The sequence below is a fragment of the Spirosoma daeguense genome, from assembly GCF_054776875.1.
Map to the genome: position 1 here is coordinate 34,513 of NZ_BAAHBF010000008.1, position 17,763 is coordinate 52,275.

The 17,763-nt window shown below is 46.3% G+C and carries 9 protein-coding genes; 7 read left to right on the forward strand and 2 right to left on the reverse strand.

Annotation, left to right across the window (positions count from 1 at the left end):
• Positions 1-490: 490 nt before the first annotated feature.
• The 7 genes from ACYVD4_RS24220 (at position 491) to ACYVD4_RS24250 (ending at position 14,232) form a co-directional block, all read left to right on the forward strand.
• Positions 491-3,790: a SusC/RagA family TonB-linked outer membrane protein gene (locus ACYVD4_RS24220; RefSeq protein WP_460950137.1), complete on the forward strand. Its 3,300-nt coding sequence runs from the start codon at positions 491-493 to the stop codon at positions 3,788-3,790.
• A gap of 98 nt (positions 3,791-3,888) precedes the next feature.
• Positions 3,889-5,532, forward strand: a complete 1,644-nt coding sequence (locus ACYVD4_RS24225; protein WP_460950138.1) for a RagB/SusD family nutrient uptake outer membrane protein — start codon at positions 3,889-3,891, stop codon at positions 5,530-5,532.
• A 348-nt stretch (positions 5,533-5,880) separates the two neighbouring features.
• On the forward strand, positions 5,881-8,913 hold the full coding sequence (locus ACYVD4_RS24230) for a SusC/RagA family TonB-linked outer membrane protein (protein ID WP_460950139.1): 3,033 nt from the start codon (positions 5,881-5,883) through the stop codon (positions 8,911-8,913).
• Between the two features lie 26 nt (positions 8,914-8,939).
• Positions 8,940-10,313 carry a RagB/SusD family nutrient uptake outer membrane protein gene (locus ACYVD4_RS24235; protein WP_460950140.1) on the forward strand — a complete coding sequence of 458 codons (1,374 nt, stop codon included), beginning with the start codon at positions 8,940-8,942 and terminating at the stop codon, positions 10,311-10,313.
• A 99-nt stretch (positions 10,314-10,412) separates the two neighbouring features.
• On the forward strand, positions 10,413-11,270 hold the full coding sequence (locus ACYVD4_RS24240; protein WP_460950142.1) for a hypothetical protein: 858 nt from the start codon (positions 10,413-10,415) through the stop codon (positions 11,268-11,270).
• A gap of 41 nt (positions 11,271-11,311) precedes the next feature.
• On the forward strand, positions 11,312-11,803 hold the full coding sequence (locus tag ACYVD4_RS24245; protein WP_460950144.1) for a hypothetical protein: 492 nt from the start codon (positions 11,312-11,314) through the stop codon (positions 11,801-11,803).
• Between the two features lie 59 nt (positions 11,804-11,862).
• Entirely contained in the window at positions 11,863-14,232 is a 2,370-nt protein-coding gene (locus ACYVD4_RS24250) for a M43 family zinc metalloprotease (protein WP_460950146.1), read from the forward strand.
• Between the two features lie 71 nt (positions 14,233-14,303).
• On the opposite strand, the gene ACYVD4_RS24255 is transcribed toward ACYVD4_RS24250, so the two are convergent.
• Both ACYVD4_RS24255 and ACYVD4_RS24260 read right to left on the reverse strand, forming a co-directional pair.
• Positions 14,304-14,954, reverse strand: coding sequence for a hypothetical protein (locus tag ACYVD4_RS24255; RefSeq protein WP_460950148.1), 651 nt, complete (start codon positions 14,952-14,954; stop codon positions 14,304-14,306).
• Entirely contained in the window at positions 14,951-17,635 is a 2,685-nt protein-coding gene (locus ACYVD4_RS24260) for a PA14 domain-containing protein (RefSeq protein ID WP_460950150.1), read from the reverse strand. Before ACYVD4_RS24260 ends, ACYVD4_RS24255 begins: the two co-directional genes overlap by 4 nt.
• Between the last annotated feature and the right edge of the window lie 128 nt (positions 17,636-17,763).

Consider the following 17,763-nt stretch of genomic DNA (forward strand, 5'->3'; position numbering starts at 1 on the left):
CCTGAAACAAGTTGTATTACGCATAAAATCTGGCAAAAGGGCTGCTCTAAATTGGGCAGCCTTTTTATGTTCTGGAGCTAATGAAATGGCCTATCCTTGATATAAGGCCAGATTTAAGCATATAAAACAGAAGTCGTCAGCCGATCAGATAGCTGTTTTAACCGCCTATATAAAGTGACGATAAATAGTGCAACTTTTATGTAGAAATTTTGTCTTTATCTTCTTGCTTTTGAGTAATTGAATTATTTGAAGTGCGTAAAAAATATAGTATAATTACTTAGTAATATAATATTTTGTACTGTTTGAAAAGTTGGTGTATACTTCAATTGATTAATTTACAATTGGCCTAAAAAGAGAAATAATATTCTAAAAAATGCCTTTAAGGTAAAATATTAATTCGGTACATGAATTGTAAAAAATTTGTGTTGTCTTTTTTTACTTATAGTTTTGTCGTCACAAAATAACTTTTCAACATAAAATTTGACGTACTATGAGTAGAATTCTATCAGTATTTTTCTTGCTGGTATGCTCGTTCGGGTCGGCGGCATGGGCGCAGGATCGGCGAGTTACAGGTAAGGTTACGTCGGCCGAAGATAACCTACCCTTGCCAGGCGTTTCGGTTTTAGTGAAAGGCACTTCAAAGGGGACCAACACCGATGCCAGTGGAGCATATAGTATTGAGATTCCGGGTACCGGCAACGCTACGTTAGTATTCAGTTTTGTTGGTGTAGCTTCTCAGGAGGTTCCTGTAGGTAACCAATCAGTAGTTGACGTAAAGCTGACCTCCGATAATCGACAACTTTCCGAGGTAGTTGTAACAGGAGTTGGTGTTGCAACCGACAAACGAAAATTAGGTATCGCTGTTGATGCCGTTTCATCAAAAAACTTACCCCAAACCCCAACGGCCTCTATTGATCAGGCATTGGTTGGTAAAATTGCTGGTGCACAGATTTCGAGTGGAAATGGTACGCCCGGTGCACCCGTAAACATCGTGCTACGTGGTATTAACACCATCAACCGGGGCACAGCGCCTATTCTGCTGATTGACGGCGTACAGGTAGATGCTACAAACTACGACTCAAACGGTAACCTCAACAACAACCCTACAGCTCTACTAAGCAGTATCGATCCAAATACAATTGATCGGGTTGAGATTGTGCAAGGGGCGGCTGCCGCTACGTTGTATGGGGCACAAGGAGCCAACGGGGTTATTCAGGTATTTACCAAGAAAGGAAAATCGGGGCGGTTGAACATCGACGTATCGTCGAGTATTACACGTAGTGAATTCCTGAACGTAGGGGGCTTAGCAAAGGCAAAATCTCATGGGTTTCAGGTAGATGCACAGGGAAACGCTGTGTATCAGTCGGGTACGGATGCCAACAAAAATCCTATTTATTCACCGCTTCAATTCGACGCCAATACACTACGTTACAACGGCAACGTACTGTATGACCCGCTCGTTGTTACCAACACGGCCGATAAACCATATACGGCTAACCTGAAATATTACGATCACTACGCTTATTTCTTCAAGCCCTCCAATACGTATAACAATAGCATTGCCCTGTCGGGAGGTAGCGATAAAGTTGATTTTGCATTCTCTGTTTCGAACAATCAGCAGGAGAGTAACGTCATCAATAACGGCAATTACCAACGTAGCAACTTGCTGTCGAACATTGGTATTCAGTTGGCGAAAGGGTTGACGTTCCGCACAACCACGCAACTGGTTTACACCAAAAGTACTATCAAAACCAACGACCGGCTTATTCTGTATGCCGTAAACAATGCACGCCCATTTGCCGATTTCTCGGCGTTGGATCCCGACGGAAATCCGGGTGTTTACTATGGCGATGCCATTGGCGTGAACCACAACAACCCGAGTTACTGGCAGAAGTTTACGAACAATAAAGACAATAAAGTGGATATAATTCAAAACTTTAACCTGAATTATAACATCAACAAGTTTATTACGCTCGATGCCAAATACGGCGTTAACTACTCGAAGCAGGAAATTAACACGACCTATCCGAATCAGACGAAAGTCCGGAACGTAATCGCGTCGAGTAATAACCAGTATCGGGGTTATTTTGCGAATAGCCCGGCGGGCGAAATCGATAATAACAGCATGACCACGACGTATCAGAACTTCTTGGCCAGCGCGTTTATCAATACCGATTTTCAGAACGATTTCAAGCTTAACGTACCCATCCGGACAACAACGCAACTGGCGTTTGACTACCGCAATCGAAATTTCCATCAGTTCTATACATACACGCTGGGTTTACCAACCTACGATCCCTTTACGGCGGCACAATCGTCGATATTCCGGGTTCCGGGCGTAGTGGCTCCAAGTGCTGGCCGGGCAGGTTTGCCTGGCGGTGGTGATTATACTGAACCATTTATTACGTATGGATACGTAGTAAACCAACGTATTGATTATGGTGATCTGGCTGGCGTTTCGGGTGGTTTCCGTACCGATTATTCGTCGGCATTTGGTAGCGGTTCAAAGCCATTCACGTTCCCGCGTGGAGATGCGTATTTCCGTATATCGGCACTCAAATTCTGGGAAAATGGCGCATTATCAGGCTTTTTTCCAGAGTTGAAAATACGGGCAGCTTATGGTCAGGCGGGTATTCAGCCCCGGCCGTTCGATCGTTATCAGGTGCTAAATACTGTTACGTTGGGAACCACAAATGCTTTTTATATTCCAGCTAGTCAACCTAATCCTGATCTGGACGTAGAAGTATCGTCGGAGCTGGAAATCGGTGCCGATCTGGCGCTGACGCCCTCGAAAACATCGAACTGGCTAAGCAGTCTACGGTTATCGGCTACGTATTGGGACCGCTCAACCAAAAATGCAATTTTTGACGTAAGTGGCATTCCATCGGCGGGTATCAACTCTATCAAAGACAATGCCTTCTCGCTGGCTTCCAATGGTTTTCAGGCATCGTTGAACGCAACGATTGTTCGGACGAAAGATTTCTCCTGGAATCTGACAACCAATTTTGGACGGCAGACTTCGAAGATTTCGGCTGTTAAAAACAATGCTGAAGTGGTTGTTTTGTCGAGCGCGGGTAGTTCGAACTACGTACTGAAAGCGGGTGAAAAAATTGGACAGTTGTATGGTTACATTACTGTTCACGCACTCGATCAGCGCGACCCAAGCGGCAACCTGTACATCCCGGCCGATCAGCAGTCCCAATATACTGTAGCCAGTAATGGTATTGTGGTAAGCAAGGCGACAAAACAGCCTTACTTTTCGGCAAACAAATACAGCTTTGGTGATCCGAACCCGACATTCAATATGTCGTTCATCAACGATTTTACCTTTAAAAATTTCCTGACGTTCGGCTTCCAGTTCGATTGGGTGCAGGGTAGCCACATCTACAACCAGACGAAAGAATGGATGTATCGTGATGGTATTCATGCCGACTACGCCAACCCAATTACGATTGATGGGCAAACGGGTGCCTGGACGGCTTTCTATCGGGGAGTGTACGCACAGCGTCAGGCGAATGGTACCAAAGATTATTTCTACGAAGACGCTTCATTTGTTCGGTTGCGGAATGTGCAGATTGGTTTTGATCTGAGTAAAGTAGTGAACGTTCCGGTGCTACGTCGGGCGCAGCTCGTATTGTCGGGTCGTAACCTGCTGACCTTTACGAAGTATACAGGCTTCGATCCGGAAGTAAGCTCTGGAACAGGTAGTTCGGCTTGGGATCGGGGTACTGATCACAATACAATGCCAAACCTGCGCTCGTATCAGGCTACGCTGAACATTGGGTTATAAATGTACAATGAATAATGATTGATGAATTGTCGACTGATTATCAGGTCTATATTCATCAGTTACCATACATTATTCATCAAATCACCAGCAACTTATCAATGAAAAAGATACATATTTTAGTAGCTGCCCTAGTGCTGGGCTTTGCAACATCCTGCAAAGAGCAACTGGATGTAAAAAATCCAAACCAGCCCACCGTTAGCAGTGCCAATACCGAATCAGGAATTATCAATTTGGCGCAGGGGGCTGCGTATATCAACGGTGCCAAGGAAATTCAGACGAGTTTATACGATGGAGTTCCTGGCTATTTCTGGTCGGGAGCAATGGGCTTTCATGAACTCATGGGTGATATTGTTGGCGAAGAAGCTGCCAACCAGTTCGGTAATCAGATTGGTGCGCCTGACTATGTGATTATGGATGATGGGACAAAAGTGCTGAATCCGAATGCTCCCAATACGCAATACGCACTCATCCGTCAGGCGAATGTAAACTCGAATCAGGGGTCAAATCCGCTATTTCACGAATGGTGGTATATGTACTCGCTCAATAGTCAGATGAATAAAGTGCTGGCTCTGTCAGAAACAGTGGCGTTTACGGGCGATGCCGCTGCCAAAAAAGCGACGATTCAAGCCTGGGCGTATTGGTGGAAAGGATTTGCTTATTCACGTATCGGTTCAATTTATTATGCCGGTATTATCAACAGTGCCGCCAATGGTACGAACAATAACTACGTTACCAAAGAGAAGCTGATTGAAGAAGCAAACGCAAATCTGGATAAAGCAGCGTCGTTGTTGCCAGCCAGTTCTACTGATTATACGGCTTTAATGACGCAATTGATTCCTACCTTCAATCAGGTTGGCCTGGGGCGTGTACCAACGCCTGATATGTGGAAACGTAGCATCAGTACGTTGAAAGCCAGAAATATACTGGTTAATACGCCTGTAAAAACGATGACGGCTGCACAATGGGGACAGGTTCTGACTCTTGCTAATGCTGGTTCTGGGGCAACTGATAACGTATTTACAGGTCGTTCAAACGAAAATGGGGACTTCCTGAGCCCACAGACTGGCACGGTAGCAGCCAAGGCAACGGGCGATCCATCGGCAGGTGCTACGTATAAAATCAGTGAACGCCTGATTCAGGACTACAAAACCGGCGATCAGCGTTTGGCTAACAACTTCACTCAGCGGGCTTCTCCCTGGATTGGCGAAAGCAGCCGGGGTAATGCATTCAATACACGTTGGATGCTGGTTGATGGCGGTAAGAAAATGGCGGGTGTGAGCACAATCAGCGACCGGGCTTCTGGTGCTACCGAGCTTTATCTGGCCGGGAGCTATGAAGAAAATGAATTGATGAAAGCCGAAGCCTTAATCTACACGGGCAAAATCGAAGATGGTTTAAAATCGATTGACGCCGTTCGGAAAGCGCAGGGTGCTGGAATTGCGGCTGTAGCAGGTACGAATCTGACACTCGATCAGGCTAAAGAGGAATTACGTCGCGAACGTCGGGTAGGTTTAGCCTTCCGTGGTTTGTCGTTCTATGATGCGCGTCGGTGGGGAGTTATCGACCCAATTGCCAGTGGTGGTGGCCGAAAAGGGGCTGTCATTGTCGATAAAGTGGGTAAGGTTAGCACCAACGGTACAATTGAATATAGATTTCTGGATTACTGGGATGTGCCTGATAATGAGTTGAAATATAACGTAGCTGCAGCGGGAAGTGCGCCAACAACCAATCCCAAACAGTAAGAAGTGAAGATGGTATAGTCAGGCCCTCCGTTTCGCGGAGGGCCTTTTATTTTGCAACTATAATCTGAAAGAAAACAAATGGCCAAACATCATGCATCAAAGAGAAACTTCTGAGCGTATTGTCAGGAGTCCAGAATCCTGATTGAATCAATAAATATACACGATTCGTAAAAGGGTATTCAGTAACAAATGTTTTATGATGCCGACTTGATCCTGCCAAAATTTATACAATTGGTAGTGGTTTTTTCGTTTGAAAAAAATAGTAGCTTGCTACGTATATTAGTATATTGTTTGGCCTGAACGGCAAAACTCAACCTGAACGTTTTTATTTGAACTGAGAACCTATACATGAGAAAAGTTTACAGCCTCATTTGCTGGTCAGTTTTATTAGTTATGCTGCCGGGTTTTCTGTTGGCACAGGGGCAGCGCGTAACGGGCAGGGTTACGTCTACGCAGGATGGTCAGCCTATTCCGGGAGTGAACATTGTAGTGAAAGGCACTACTAATGGTGTAAGCACCGATGCTAACGGAAATTACACCATCAATGTACCGAACAACGCAGCCATACTGCTCCTTACGTCTATTGGACTTGTTACGCAGGAAGTCACGGTTGGTAACCGAACCGTGATCAATGTTCAGATGCAAGAGTCGATTAACGAGCTGACTCAGGTTGTTGTAACGGGTTATAACACCACTCAGAAGAAAGATATTACAGGTTCAATTGCATCGGTTTCTCCCGAAAAATTTAAGGATATTCCCGTTGCCAGCTTCGATCAGGCTTTGCAGGGGCAAGCGGCTGGGGTACAGGTTTCCCAATCATCGGGAACGCCGGGCGGTGGGCTGATGGTACGTATTCGCGGTAATACGTCGATTTCGGCCAGTAACCGGCCTTTGTTTATTGTCGATGGCGTACCAGTAGAAGATGGTGCTTTGACGGGTCGTGATTTTGGCGGGCAGACCGACAATGCGTTCTCGATGTTCAATGCCAACGATATTGAGTCGATGGACGTATTGAAAGATGCATCGGCTAAAGCAATTTATGGTTCACGGGCGGCTAATGGGGTGGTTGTGATAACCACCAAGCGGGGTAAGGCGCAAAAGACATCCTTTAAACTGGATGTTCAACGGGGAGTATCGGAAATTATTAAACGTCCTAGCTTACTCAACGCATCTGAATTGCTTGAACTTCAGCGCGAAGCTGTTATTAATGCAGGCCGAGATCCTGACCAGTTTGGACTTATCAAAGGAGTTACCGATGGGCAGAATACCGACTGGATTGATGCCATTCTTCGCCGGGGCGTTTTTCAGCAATATCAGTTATCGACCCAAGGCGGTAACGACCGTACACAGTTTTATATCAGCGGTAGCTTTCGCGACGAAGAGGGAGTTCAGCTCAATAGCCAGTTTACACGGTATACGGGTCAGATCAAACTTGATCATAAAGCTAACTCAAAGCTTTCGTTTGGTACCAACATGACCCTGTCTTATGTAAAAAACAAGCGGGTGAAAGGCGACAACTTTCTCGATGGTGTTTACTCGGGTGCTATCAAAAGTCTACCGTATTATTCGCCTTATAATGAACAAGGGCGGTTGTACGGGCCAAATGACGCCGAATATGCAGGATTCCCGAATTTTAACCCGGTTGCTCAGGCTTTGCTGCCCCGTTTTAATACGTATACAGCCAAATTGCTGGGTGGAATTTATGCGGAATATGAATTCATTCAGAACCTGCGTTTCCGGTCGAAGCTTAGCATTGATTACAATAACGTAACAGAAGATCAGTTTGAATCGTCGCAGACGGCTATTGGAGGCTATCTCGAAAGTGTAGGTGGGCAGGGATATGGCGTTTTCAATAATGCTACGTTTGCTACATTGATCAATACGAATACGTTAACATATAATTTTCAAACAGCAGAGAAACACCGCTTCAATACGTTGCTCGGTTTCGAGGTTTTGCAACGTAGTGAACGTAGTGGAAGTGTATCGGGACGGTTATTCCCTAGCGATGACTTTACGTATATTAACTCGGCAGGTATTGTCGATCAGGGCGGTTCTGATCTGATTAATAGCGGGTTGATGTCGACGTTTGCCGAACTTCGTTATGATTATAACGACCGCTATCTGGCTACTCTAACCGCTCGTTATGATGGATCTTCCCGTTTCGGGCAGAATCGCCGGTTTGGTATATTTCCATCGGCATCGCTGGCCTGGCGGCTTTCGGGTGAGCCGTTTATGGAACAGTTTCGCTTCCTGAACGATCTTAAATTAAGGGCGAGTTATGGCTTCACCGGAAACGAACGTATCGGCGATTTTCAGTTTTTGGGAACCTGGGCATCCGGTACGTATAGTGGCGCTACGGGTGTAATTCCAAATAGATTGGCTAACCCTACCCTTCAGTGGGAGCGCACTCGTGAAGCGAACATTGGCTTCGATGCATCGTTCTTTAACGGCCGGCTCAGTGTTACGGTAGATGCATACGATAACATGACCGACAAGCTGCTGTTTGCCCAGCCTATTCCGCAAACTACCGGGTTTAGTACCGTTCAGGGAAACATCGGTAAAGTATCGAACCGGGGCGTTGAGCTGACCATCTCTACTGTCAATACAAATAGTGCGGTTCGTTGGACAACCGATTTGAACTTGTCGCACAATCAGAATAAGGTTGTCGAACTGGCGAGTACGGAGCCTGTTTTCCGGGGCTATCAAGGCAGTGGTGTTTCGAATACGAACGTAATTCTACCCGGCCAACCACTCGGTACGTTCTGGGGCCTAAAATTCCTCGGCGTCGATCCAGCGACGGGGAATGCCATTTACGATGATAAAAACGGCGATGGACGTATCTCGCCCGACGATGGGCAGGTGATTGGTAATGCACAACCGAAGCTCTATGGTGGCTTGACCAACAAAGTATCCTGGAAAGGCATCGACCTGAGTGTGTTTTTTCAGGGCTCATATGGCAACAGCGTACTTAATTTCACGAATCAAACATTGGTAAATACAGGTCTCGATTTACAGAATAACCAGTCGCGTCAGGCGCTGAAACGCTGGCGGAAAGAGGGAGATATTACCAGTGTACCAAAGTACGTTTATCAGGATACATACAATAACTATTTGAGCAGCCGCTTTCTGGAAGATGGCTCATTTGTTCGTCTGAAAAATGTAACGCTGGGATATAATCTGCCGAAAAAGTGGATAGAGCGCTTTAAACTAGCCAATACCCGCGTCTTCGCTTCGGCAACGAACATTTGGACGTTGACCCGCTATTCGGGTCCTGATCCAGAAGTGAGTACACTCGATGGGTCAACGGCAGCACAAGGTATCGACTTCTTTACGTTGCCGCAGGTGAAGACCGTTATTGTTGGCTTATCGTTAAATTTTTAAATCACGTTGTGAGCGGAATTTTGAACATGACTCAATTCATTCGATATAGCCTTGTCCTACTGCTGATTAGTTTTGCCTCGTGCCAGCAGGTTTTGGAGCCGCAACCTACTACGTTACTTGTCGATGATCTGGTTCTCAACGAACCCAACGATGTGCAGCCTGTTCGTATTGGGATGTATAATGGTCTGCGGGGAATGTCGGCTCCCAATATTATGGCGGGCGATTTCATGTCTGATTACATTCAGGCCAATGGTACGTTTACCGACAATATTGAATTTGGGACTAAACGTGTTACGTCGACAAACGGAATTGTCGATGCGTTGTGGCTGAATATCTATCAGGCTATTTACGTTGCCAATTTCATGCTGGAAAAGCTTCCGACTGTTAGCAACGTACCCGAAGCAACCCGCAAACTGGTTACGGCCGAAGCCCGGTTTATACGAGGATGGGCTAATTTTATTGGTGCGTATACATTTGGCGATATTCCACAGGTGAAAACTACTGATCCTGTAACGAACCGGACGGTACCTCGCGTTTCTAAAGCTACTATTCTGGCATCAGTGCTTGAAGATTATCAGGCTGCTTTGGCCGACCTGCCTAACGTAACATCAGCCTCTACGAATGCAACCAATAACGCTACGTATCTGAACAAAGTAAACTGTCGGGCGGCCATGGCTCGGTATTATTTATATCTCAAAAACTGGGCACAGGCCGAAGGTTTATCGACGCAAGTGATTAGCTCCGGCGTTTACAAACTCGATTCGGCCTATAGCAACATAGTAATAAAAGACTTTAACGCTGAATCTATTCTGGAGGTAGGGTATAATCTTTCTGATGATCCCGGAACAACAGCTACCAGTCTGAATAACCTGTTGGTTGGTCGTCGGGAAATTATTCCGTCGAACCAGTATGTGAGCCAGATGATTACGGCCGATGCCGGTACACGTAGGGAAACCATTACGTTCAATGCGCAGCAGCAACGGGGTAACGATAACGGCTGGACTGTGCGGAAATACGGTACGGCATCGGAAGATAACAATAACATTGTGCTGATGCGGCTCGCCGAAATGTATCTGATTCGGGCTGAAGCTAGAGCCCAGCAGAACAAATTGAGTGGTGCCAGTGGCGCTATTGCCGATCTGAACGTATTACGAGCTCGTGCCAAAGCCCCTGCTATTTCAGTAACGGCACAGGCCGACGTAGTATCGGCAGTTGAGCGGGAACGTATTTATGAATTATCATTCGAAGGGCATCGCTGGTATGATCTGGTACGTACTGGGCGAGCGCAGGCGGTTATGTCAGCTTTTACGCCAAACTGGAATAACCGATTCGAACTCTGGCCCATACCACAACGGGAAATTCAGCAGAATACGGCGTTAACGCAAAATCCGGGTTATTGAGAAAATGAAAAATGTAGAATGAATAAAGGAAAATGGCCGAGCTTATTTTTCTGAATTCATGGATTAACTTATAAATAATCGTACAGCTTTTAGTCGAGTATGAAAAATAAACGAAAACAGCTTTTTTCGTCTCCTGTTGGTCGCTGGCTGCTGGTGTTGCTGGTTGTTGGTTCGGCGGGTTGGGGAATGAGTGGCTGTGAAAAACAGGATCTGGATCGGACGTTTGAAGGGCCGTATTTTGTTCGTTTCAACGACACAACCCTCACCTATAAAGAGAGTTACAGTAAGCCCATCGCTATTCAGGTTCATAACGCCGGGCCGCAGCTTAGCGAAGCCATTACCATTAACTATACGGTGAGTGGTACGGCTCGCGAAGGCAAAGACTATACCATTGTAGGCACCAAAGGCCGGGTGGTGATTCCGGCCAATAAAAGCACGGCGTCTATTAACGTACAGCTTATCAATAACGCCAACAACATTCTCGAATCGCAGTCGCTGACCTTTACCCTCACTAGCGTAACACCGGCTTCGTTGCAGGTAGGATTTGGTAAAGGTGAAGTGCCGATTGGTAAGGTGTTCAGGCTAATTATTCAGGACGATTGTTTGCTGGGCGGGTCTTACAGCGGAAGTGGAAAAGTGGGTACACAAACGTACACAATCTCCGATGCTGAAATTACCAGCACTGACTGTAAAACTTATACACTGAAAAACTGGAACATTGGTCTGTTGGATTTCAATGCCATTAAACCAACACTCACCTTTGTCGACAATGGCGATAATTCGCTGACAATACCTTCTCAGGCAAGTACGGAACTTAGCTCGACTGATCGAATTTCCGGAACGGGCGCGTGGAATCCGGTAGATCGAAAGATCACGCTGAATCTTCAGTTTACGCTCCGTATGACCAACGGGAGAGATACAACCATTACGTATCCACAAACCTATACACCTCAGTGAGAAATCGATTGAAAAACCGATTGGTTAAAAGAATCTGAACCATGCGAAAACTGCTACGTCTACTTTTTATTCCGAGTATTATATGGGTACTGGGTGGTTGCTCCCAAAAGCTAGACCCAAAACCTATTACGTATTCGCAAATTCTAACTGGCACTGATAAAAAAACGTGGCGGATAGTCTCGTTTCAGATCATTGACGACGGGCAAGGGTCAGGGGTTATACCGATTACGCAAAGTGGTATTGATAATTGCATAACTGATGACCTGCTGACATTTTATGCCAACGCAGAGCATAAATTAGAAGCTAGCGAAGGAGCCACTAAATGCAGTGCGAATGACCCTGATATTTATGTTACAGATACTTGGTCGCTCGTGAATGCTAATGCTACGTTGGAATTTTATCTGCCTGTACTGAATGGGAAATTCCCCTGGACAATTAAAAACTTGACTGCTACGACGTTGACTATCGAATATTATTTCCCCGATATTAACGCCAGCTATCGATTTACGCTTAACTCAACTGCAACAAAATAAGGAGGTTATGGCCTCACTGGTTCATTGTTATGACGGGCCAGCCTTCAACTACCCAGCGTATGTTACGAATAGTACTTAGTTTGTTAGTGTGCGCGCTTTTGTCTACGAGCGTATATGCGCAAGCGCCTGCCAGCCAGCAGTGCGTAACGATGGAAATGGATAGTTTGCTACGTGCCCGAAATCCTGGCTTGGGCACGCTGAATGATTTCGAGCGGGAGTTACAGCAGAAAATGCTCGAAATCAAAAAGAAAATGCAGGCTGGACGGCTGGCCGCTACGGTCATTACGATTCCGATTGTGGTTCACGTTGTTCATAATGGCGAAGCCGTTGGAGTTGGACGTAACATGAGTCAGGCGCAGGTGCAGGCACAGTTAGCAACGCTCAATGAAGATTTTCGTCGGAAAGTGAACACGCGTGGCTACAATACGAATGCGGTTGGGGCCGATATCGAAATCGAATTCTGCCTGGCAGCTATAAATCAGCAGGGTCAAACCATGGCCGAACCGGGTATCGACCGGATCAACGGAAGCCGCGCCAACTGGAACCGGAACGATATTGAAGGCGTCCTGAAACCCAGTACGTATTGGAATCCTGACAAGTATTACAACGTATGGGTGCTGGATCTGAACGAACCCGTTGCAGGCGGTGGCTCAGTTTTAGGGTACGCGCAGTTCCCAAGTCAGTCAAATCTGCCGGGTATTCCAACATCGTCGCCGGGCAGTACCGATGGGGTAGTGGTTGATTATCGTTCGTTTGGAAATGCCGAAAAAGGCAACTTCCCGACCATGCGAGCAACCTATAATCTAGGACGCACCTTCACGCATGAAACAGGCCACTGGCTTGGACTACGTCATATCTGGGGCGATACGAACTGTGGCGACGATTTCTGTGCCGATACACCGCCACAGGCATCAGCCAGTAGCGGTTGTCAGACTGGCCGGGTCAGTTGCGGGGGCGCCAACATGGTGCAGAATTACATGGATTATTCCGACGATGCATGTATGAATGTGTTTACACTCGACCAGAAAGCCCGGATTCGTGCCGTTATGGATGTTAGCCCACGTCGGAGCAGCTTACTCTCCTCAAACGTTTGCGGAACACAGGTTGCCACGCGCCCCATCTCGAATTTCCGCGCTGAAACACAGCGTGTATTGTTAGGTGGCCAGGTGAAATTTAATGATTTGTCGGGTGGTTTCCCCACAAGCTGGAGCTGGACGTTTGAGGGCGGCACACCATCGACTTCCAATCAGCAAAACCCGACTGTTACGTATAATCAGCCTGGTAAGTTTAAAGTTACGCTGGTCACGTCGAACGCCATTGGTCAGTCGGACCCAATTGAACGCACATCCTATATTGAAGTATTGAATCAGGGACTTTGTGCTGAGATTACCAATTTCAACGGCACGCCAACCGTATTGCCAGAACCGAACGGACGCGGCTACGTAGCAGGTCAGAATAGCAAGCAATCGCAGGCGGTTTCCGAATTCTTCGATAACTCGCTTGGCTATAGTAATCTGGCTGGCACTGCGATACGTTTCGGCGTTGCCAAAGCCGCTAAAGGTGCTACGTCGGAATCTGTAGTGACTGTAACCGTCTGGAACGGACGCGGTTTCCAGAATGGGCCGGGTGCTATTCTCGAACAGAAAGACGTACCGCTTAAAGATATTCTTGCCGACGTAGCAGCCAATCGTCCCACCATCGTTACGTTCGACCGGAACGTACCGTTGAGCGGTCTTCCGTTCCACATTGGCGTTACGTTCCCGTATGCTGCAGGCGATACGATAGCGTTGCAAACGACCAAAAATGGCGAATCACTCTTTGCGACGGCATGGCGGCAAAACCGACAAGGAAGCTGGCTTCGCTACGCCGATAGTCTTGGCCTGAACGTAGCACACAATGTAACGGCGCGTATCGGTATGAAAACATCGGTACAGGTAGCGTCATCAGCTATATTTATCAACCCCGGCGAAACCGTTACGTTAAATGCACGTGGTGCCGGTGTTTACAACTGGTCGGGCGCAGGACTGAATACCACATTAGGGCCGCAGGTAGTAGCTAGTCCTACGCAAACGACATCCTACACCGTAGCAGGTTCAGGTTCTGACTTATGTAGTACGTCGGCTGTAGTGACAATCAACGTCAGGGCAGGTACCGTTACGTCTAACACGCCTTTGTCGGAACAGGCTTTGCAGGTTACGCCAAACCCAAGCGACGGGCAGATGGTGGTATCGTTCACCAGTCCACTACGTGGCGCATTGACATTGGGCGTCAGAAACGTAAATGGAGCCGAACTACTCCGTCAAACTCACCAGAAATCTGCTGAACTGTTCCAGCAACCGCTCGATTTACGTAACGTATCGGCCGGTTTCTATTTCATCGAAATACGTATTGGTGAGCAGGTATTCAGACGAAGAGTAATTAAGCAATAAATGAGTAGGGGCTGGATTAGCTAATCCAGCCCCTACTCATTTACTACATCAGATAGATAAGGAAATTGTGATCAATCCTTACGTTCCCATATTCTACCATCTCCTAATGCAAAGCGTTCTTCTTCTATAGGGGTAAGCCCAAAACTGATCGCCAGACGTAACCTGTTTTCTGGATTGTCGGAAGCCGGGGGGAGGCCGCTTCTCCATTGGCCGCAAGGATAAGGATAATCACCTTTTCTACAGGAAGCCTGCCTTAATGAAATGTAGATGCCGGGACTAGGAGTTGCTATAAAAACAGGATAGTCAGAGCTGTACAGAAATTCCTTATGTAGGTTTAAATGCTTTACCTGTAGGGATGCCATATCAACCTTAAATTGATCTTCAATGACCTGCCGTACTGAATCAATAGAATGGGATTTGTTTTTGAGATAAAAACTCACGCCATAAATAGGTGCCTGTGGCGGAATATTTCTGGCACCTAAACTATCCCAATTTACCTTATGCCAATCAAAATACCAGATAGTACGAGTAGTTGCTGTACTATCTTTATACTGGCCGTCGGTAACGTATCGGACATTTTTTGTTCGAAGAAGCTCCCCTAAGTTAAGTGGAAAGCTTACCTGCTGACCTATTAAGGTTGCTCTGAAGGGAATCGTCTTAGCTGATTGCTTTTCTTGGCTACAGCTTACCAAAATCAATGTTATAAATACAATCTTCTTCATTGATTGGTTGGGATTAGCTGGCCAGTGCTTGGATTCCGAATCCACAGAAGCTCTCCATTCTTCGTTGCCGTAAATATTAAATAATCGAGTCTACTCATATCACGTTCCCCTGTATCCCACATTCTAAATCCCTGTGCATTATTCCATCGGTCCATTTGGCTGTCCGGAAAAGTGCTGCCACCTTCATGTGCTTCGCTGATTTGTTCTGCTAGTTGTCGCCCAAATGATTGCGCATGATAACATGCAAACATAGCGTGTTTGAAAGCATTGGCAACGGAAGTTCCGGTTTCAGTGGCCTGTGGATAATTATAGTGGACGATAGTCCGAATAGTTGCCCAACGGGCATCATGAAGCCATTTTTCGCAGTTAGCCCTATATTGATTTGTTCCTTCTCCTAATAAAGTTCTTTCTTGTTGAGGTAAAAAAGGAAGATTGCTAGGGACCGGTATTAGGGTTTTACAGGCTTCTAATATCGTTTCAACAGAGGCTGTGCTCACATTGAATGTTAAGGCTGATAAGTCTGGCTTGTTGCTGGTCTCATTAACATGTTCCCAGATTTTGGCCCTAAACTCTGAATTTTCATTTAGTAATACTTTCTCTTCATATGTAAATGTAATGCCCTTCAATTGCATTGCTGCGTAAAACTTGTTTCTTGATGCTTCTTCTGGGGCTTGGGTGATTTGTAGAGCAAATCTTGGCCTTCCTGGGTTTGCTGGCCCACCTGGAGCACCGGTGCCGCCCGGAGTAGGCGTAGTATCTGGAGTAGGCGTAGTACCTGGAGTAGGCGTAGTATCTGGACTACCAGTACCACCACTCCCTCCTTCAGTACAATTTCGTAAATCTATCTCTTGAATTTTACCATTATCGTTACAGGCATAAATGATTGCGCAACCAATACCTATAGTTGCGAAATCATTACAATCAGGGTAGTCTTTAGGGTCTGGTTTGGCACTGCTGAAAGCTCGGTTTTGCAAGATACTAGATTGGCTATACAATCGGCAACCTGGTACAATTTGCAAGTTCTGTCCCGGATACTCCCAGTAGAGTTGCATTTGTGCACCGCCCCAATAGTCAACATAGTCAATGGTAATATCATATTTCTGTCCAGCGGTCAGATAAATGGTGGCTTGTTGCCAAATTGGGCCATGTCCCTTCCAATCATTAATTAGTAATTGATCGTTAATCCAAAGTCGAGTACCATCGTCATTATTGGTTTTGAATGTATAATTTCCGCTTACAGGTGCTTCAATTTGACCAAACCAACGTACTGAAAAATTATCATCGTTTACGATTCCCGGTATTGGTGACCCGCCCCAGGTAAAATTGAGTTGAGCATCAGTCCGAACAGCTACTAGATTTTGAGATAGATCATTACTATTTGTATAGAAGCCAAGTAAACCATTACCCTTTCCACAGCCACTAGAGGGTGGATTCACTGTACCTGAACGTGGATCGTTCTCTGCAAAACAGCTTGTGCGGCTAGGGTCAAAGCCAGCCGCTACGAGCCAGTGCTGAGGTTTGAAGCCCTGTGAGGCATCCTGATAAGCAGCAAACAAAACACCGTTGTGGTAGTGAGCGTAAATTTGCTCATTGTAGAAAGAAAACAGAAACTGTCCTTCGGTAAATCCACAGTTGCCGGAAGCTGGCGGATTAGGGTTAGTGGTGGGCGGATTGGTAGTACCACCGGAAATCAGATTACAACTGGTCGTGAAATTAATGGAAACCTGATTGCCCGACTGAGTAGCGTAACCACTAATACTACGTCCCTGCCGTGCATCGCTCGGAAACGTGTGGGTTGCTACGTTGTTGGCGTTTACGGATCCGGCAAATATGCCCGGCAGCACTAGATTGATTGTCGAGCCATCGCCACCCGTCATCTGGTATTGTAATGCGCCAGAGTTACAGTCATAGCTAACAATTTGAAAGGCCAGACTTCCTCCTGATGTTGGTGGATTCGGATTAGTGGGCGGTGGGTTGGTCGTACCGCCGGAAGTCAGATTACAACTCGTGGTGAAGTTAATAGCAATCTGATTGCCCGACTGATTAGCGTATCCACTAATACTACGTCCCTGCCGCGCATCGCTGGGGAAGGTATGGGTTGCTACGTTGTCAGAATAAACCGTACCGGCGAAGATACCCGGAAGTACTACGTTAATAGGTGAACCGTCACCCCCAGTAAACTGATACTGTAAATTGCCAGAATTGCAATCGTAACCCACAATCTGAAAGGCTAGTGGTCCTGCCGAACGGGCTCCTCGTTGCGATTGAGCAATACTACCGTCAATGGGGTGAACGGTAATAGACAGTTTTGTTTTGTCAACAAACAGGCTTTGTGCATTGGCCAATCCATGTCCACGTAGCAGTCTAAATTCTGCTTTCGCAACGGCTTTGGTAAAATAACCTTTCAGGATATACGTAGCGGTAGGTTTGCTAGCCGAAAGCTCGGCTCCTACATAATCAGCATAATCACCACCCGTCTGCACAAACCCTTCGGGCAATAGCACCTTAAGCCTGAAACTGGTGGAACCAGCCGTTGTAAATAACAGTGCAGGACTGATGTTGAGATAATGCGCACTAATAGTGAGCGTAATTGGGTCACCAATTTTTAACTGCTGCTTATCTGCCTGTAATGCAAAACGAATGGGGTCATTAGTGGTTATAAAGACAGGTGGTTTAGGCACTACTAGCTTAGATGCTATGGAGACACGCTCAGGCTTTTTAGGGTAATTACTATCTCTGCTAAAAGAGAAAAACAAAAGAGCCAATAGTGCAAAAAATGGGGATGACTTATAAAAGGGATCATGGAACA

Coding starts and splice junctions, on each gene's coding strand:
- ACYVD4_RS24220 (WP_460950137.1), top strand. CDS start 491: ATGAGTAGAATTCTATCAGTATTTTTCTTGCTGGTATGCTCGTTCGGG.
- ACYVD4_RS24225 (WP_460950138.1), top strand. CDS start 3,889: ATGAAAAAGATACATATTTTAGTAGCTGCCCTAGTGCTGGGCTTTGCA.
- ACYVD4_RS24230 (WP_460950139.1), top strand. CDS start 5,881: ATGAGAAAAGTTTACAGCCTCATTTGCTGGTCAGTTTTATTAGTTATG.
- ACYVD4_RS24235 (WP_460950140.1), top strand. CDS start 8,940: ATGACTCAATTCATTCGATATAGCCTTGTCCTACTGCTGATTAGTTTT.
- ACYVD4_RS24240 (WP_460950142.1), top strand. CDS start 10,413: ATGAAAAATAAACGAAAACAGCTTTTTTCGTCTCCTGTTGGTCGCTGG.
- ACYVD4_RS24245 (WP_460950144.1), top strand. CDS start 11,312: ATGCGAAAACTGCTACGTCTACTTTTTATTCCGAGTATTATATGGGTA.
- ACYVD4_RS24250 (WP_460950146.1), top strand. CDS start 11,863: ATGTTACGAATAGTACTTAGTTTGTTAGTGTGCGCGCTTTTGTCTACG.
- ACYVD4_RS24255 (WP_460950148.1), bottom strand. CDS start 14,954: ATGAAGAAGATTGTATTTATAACATTGATTTTGGTAAGCTGTAGCCAA.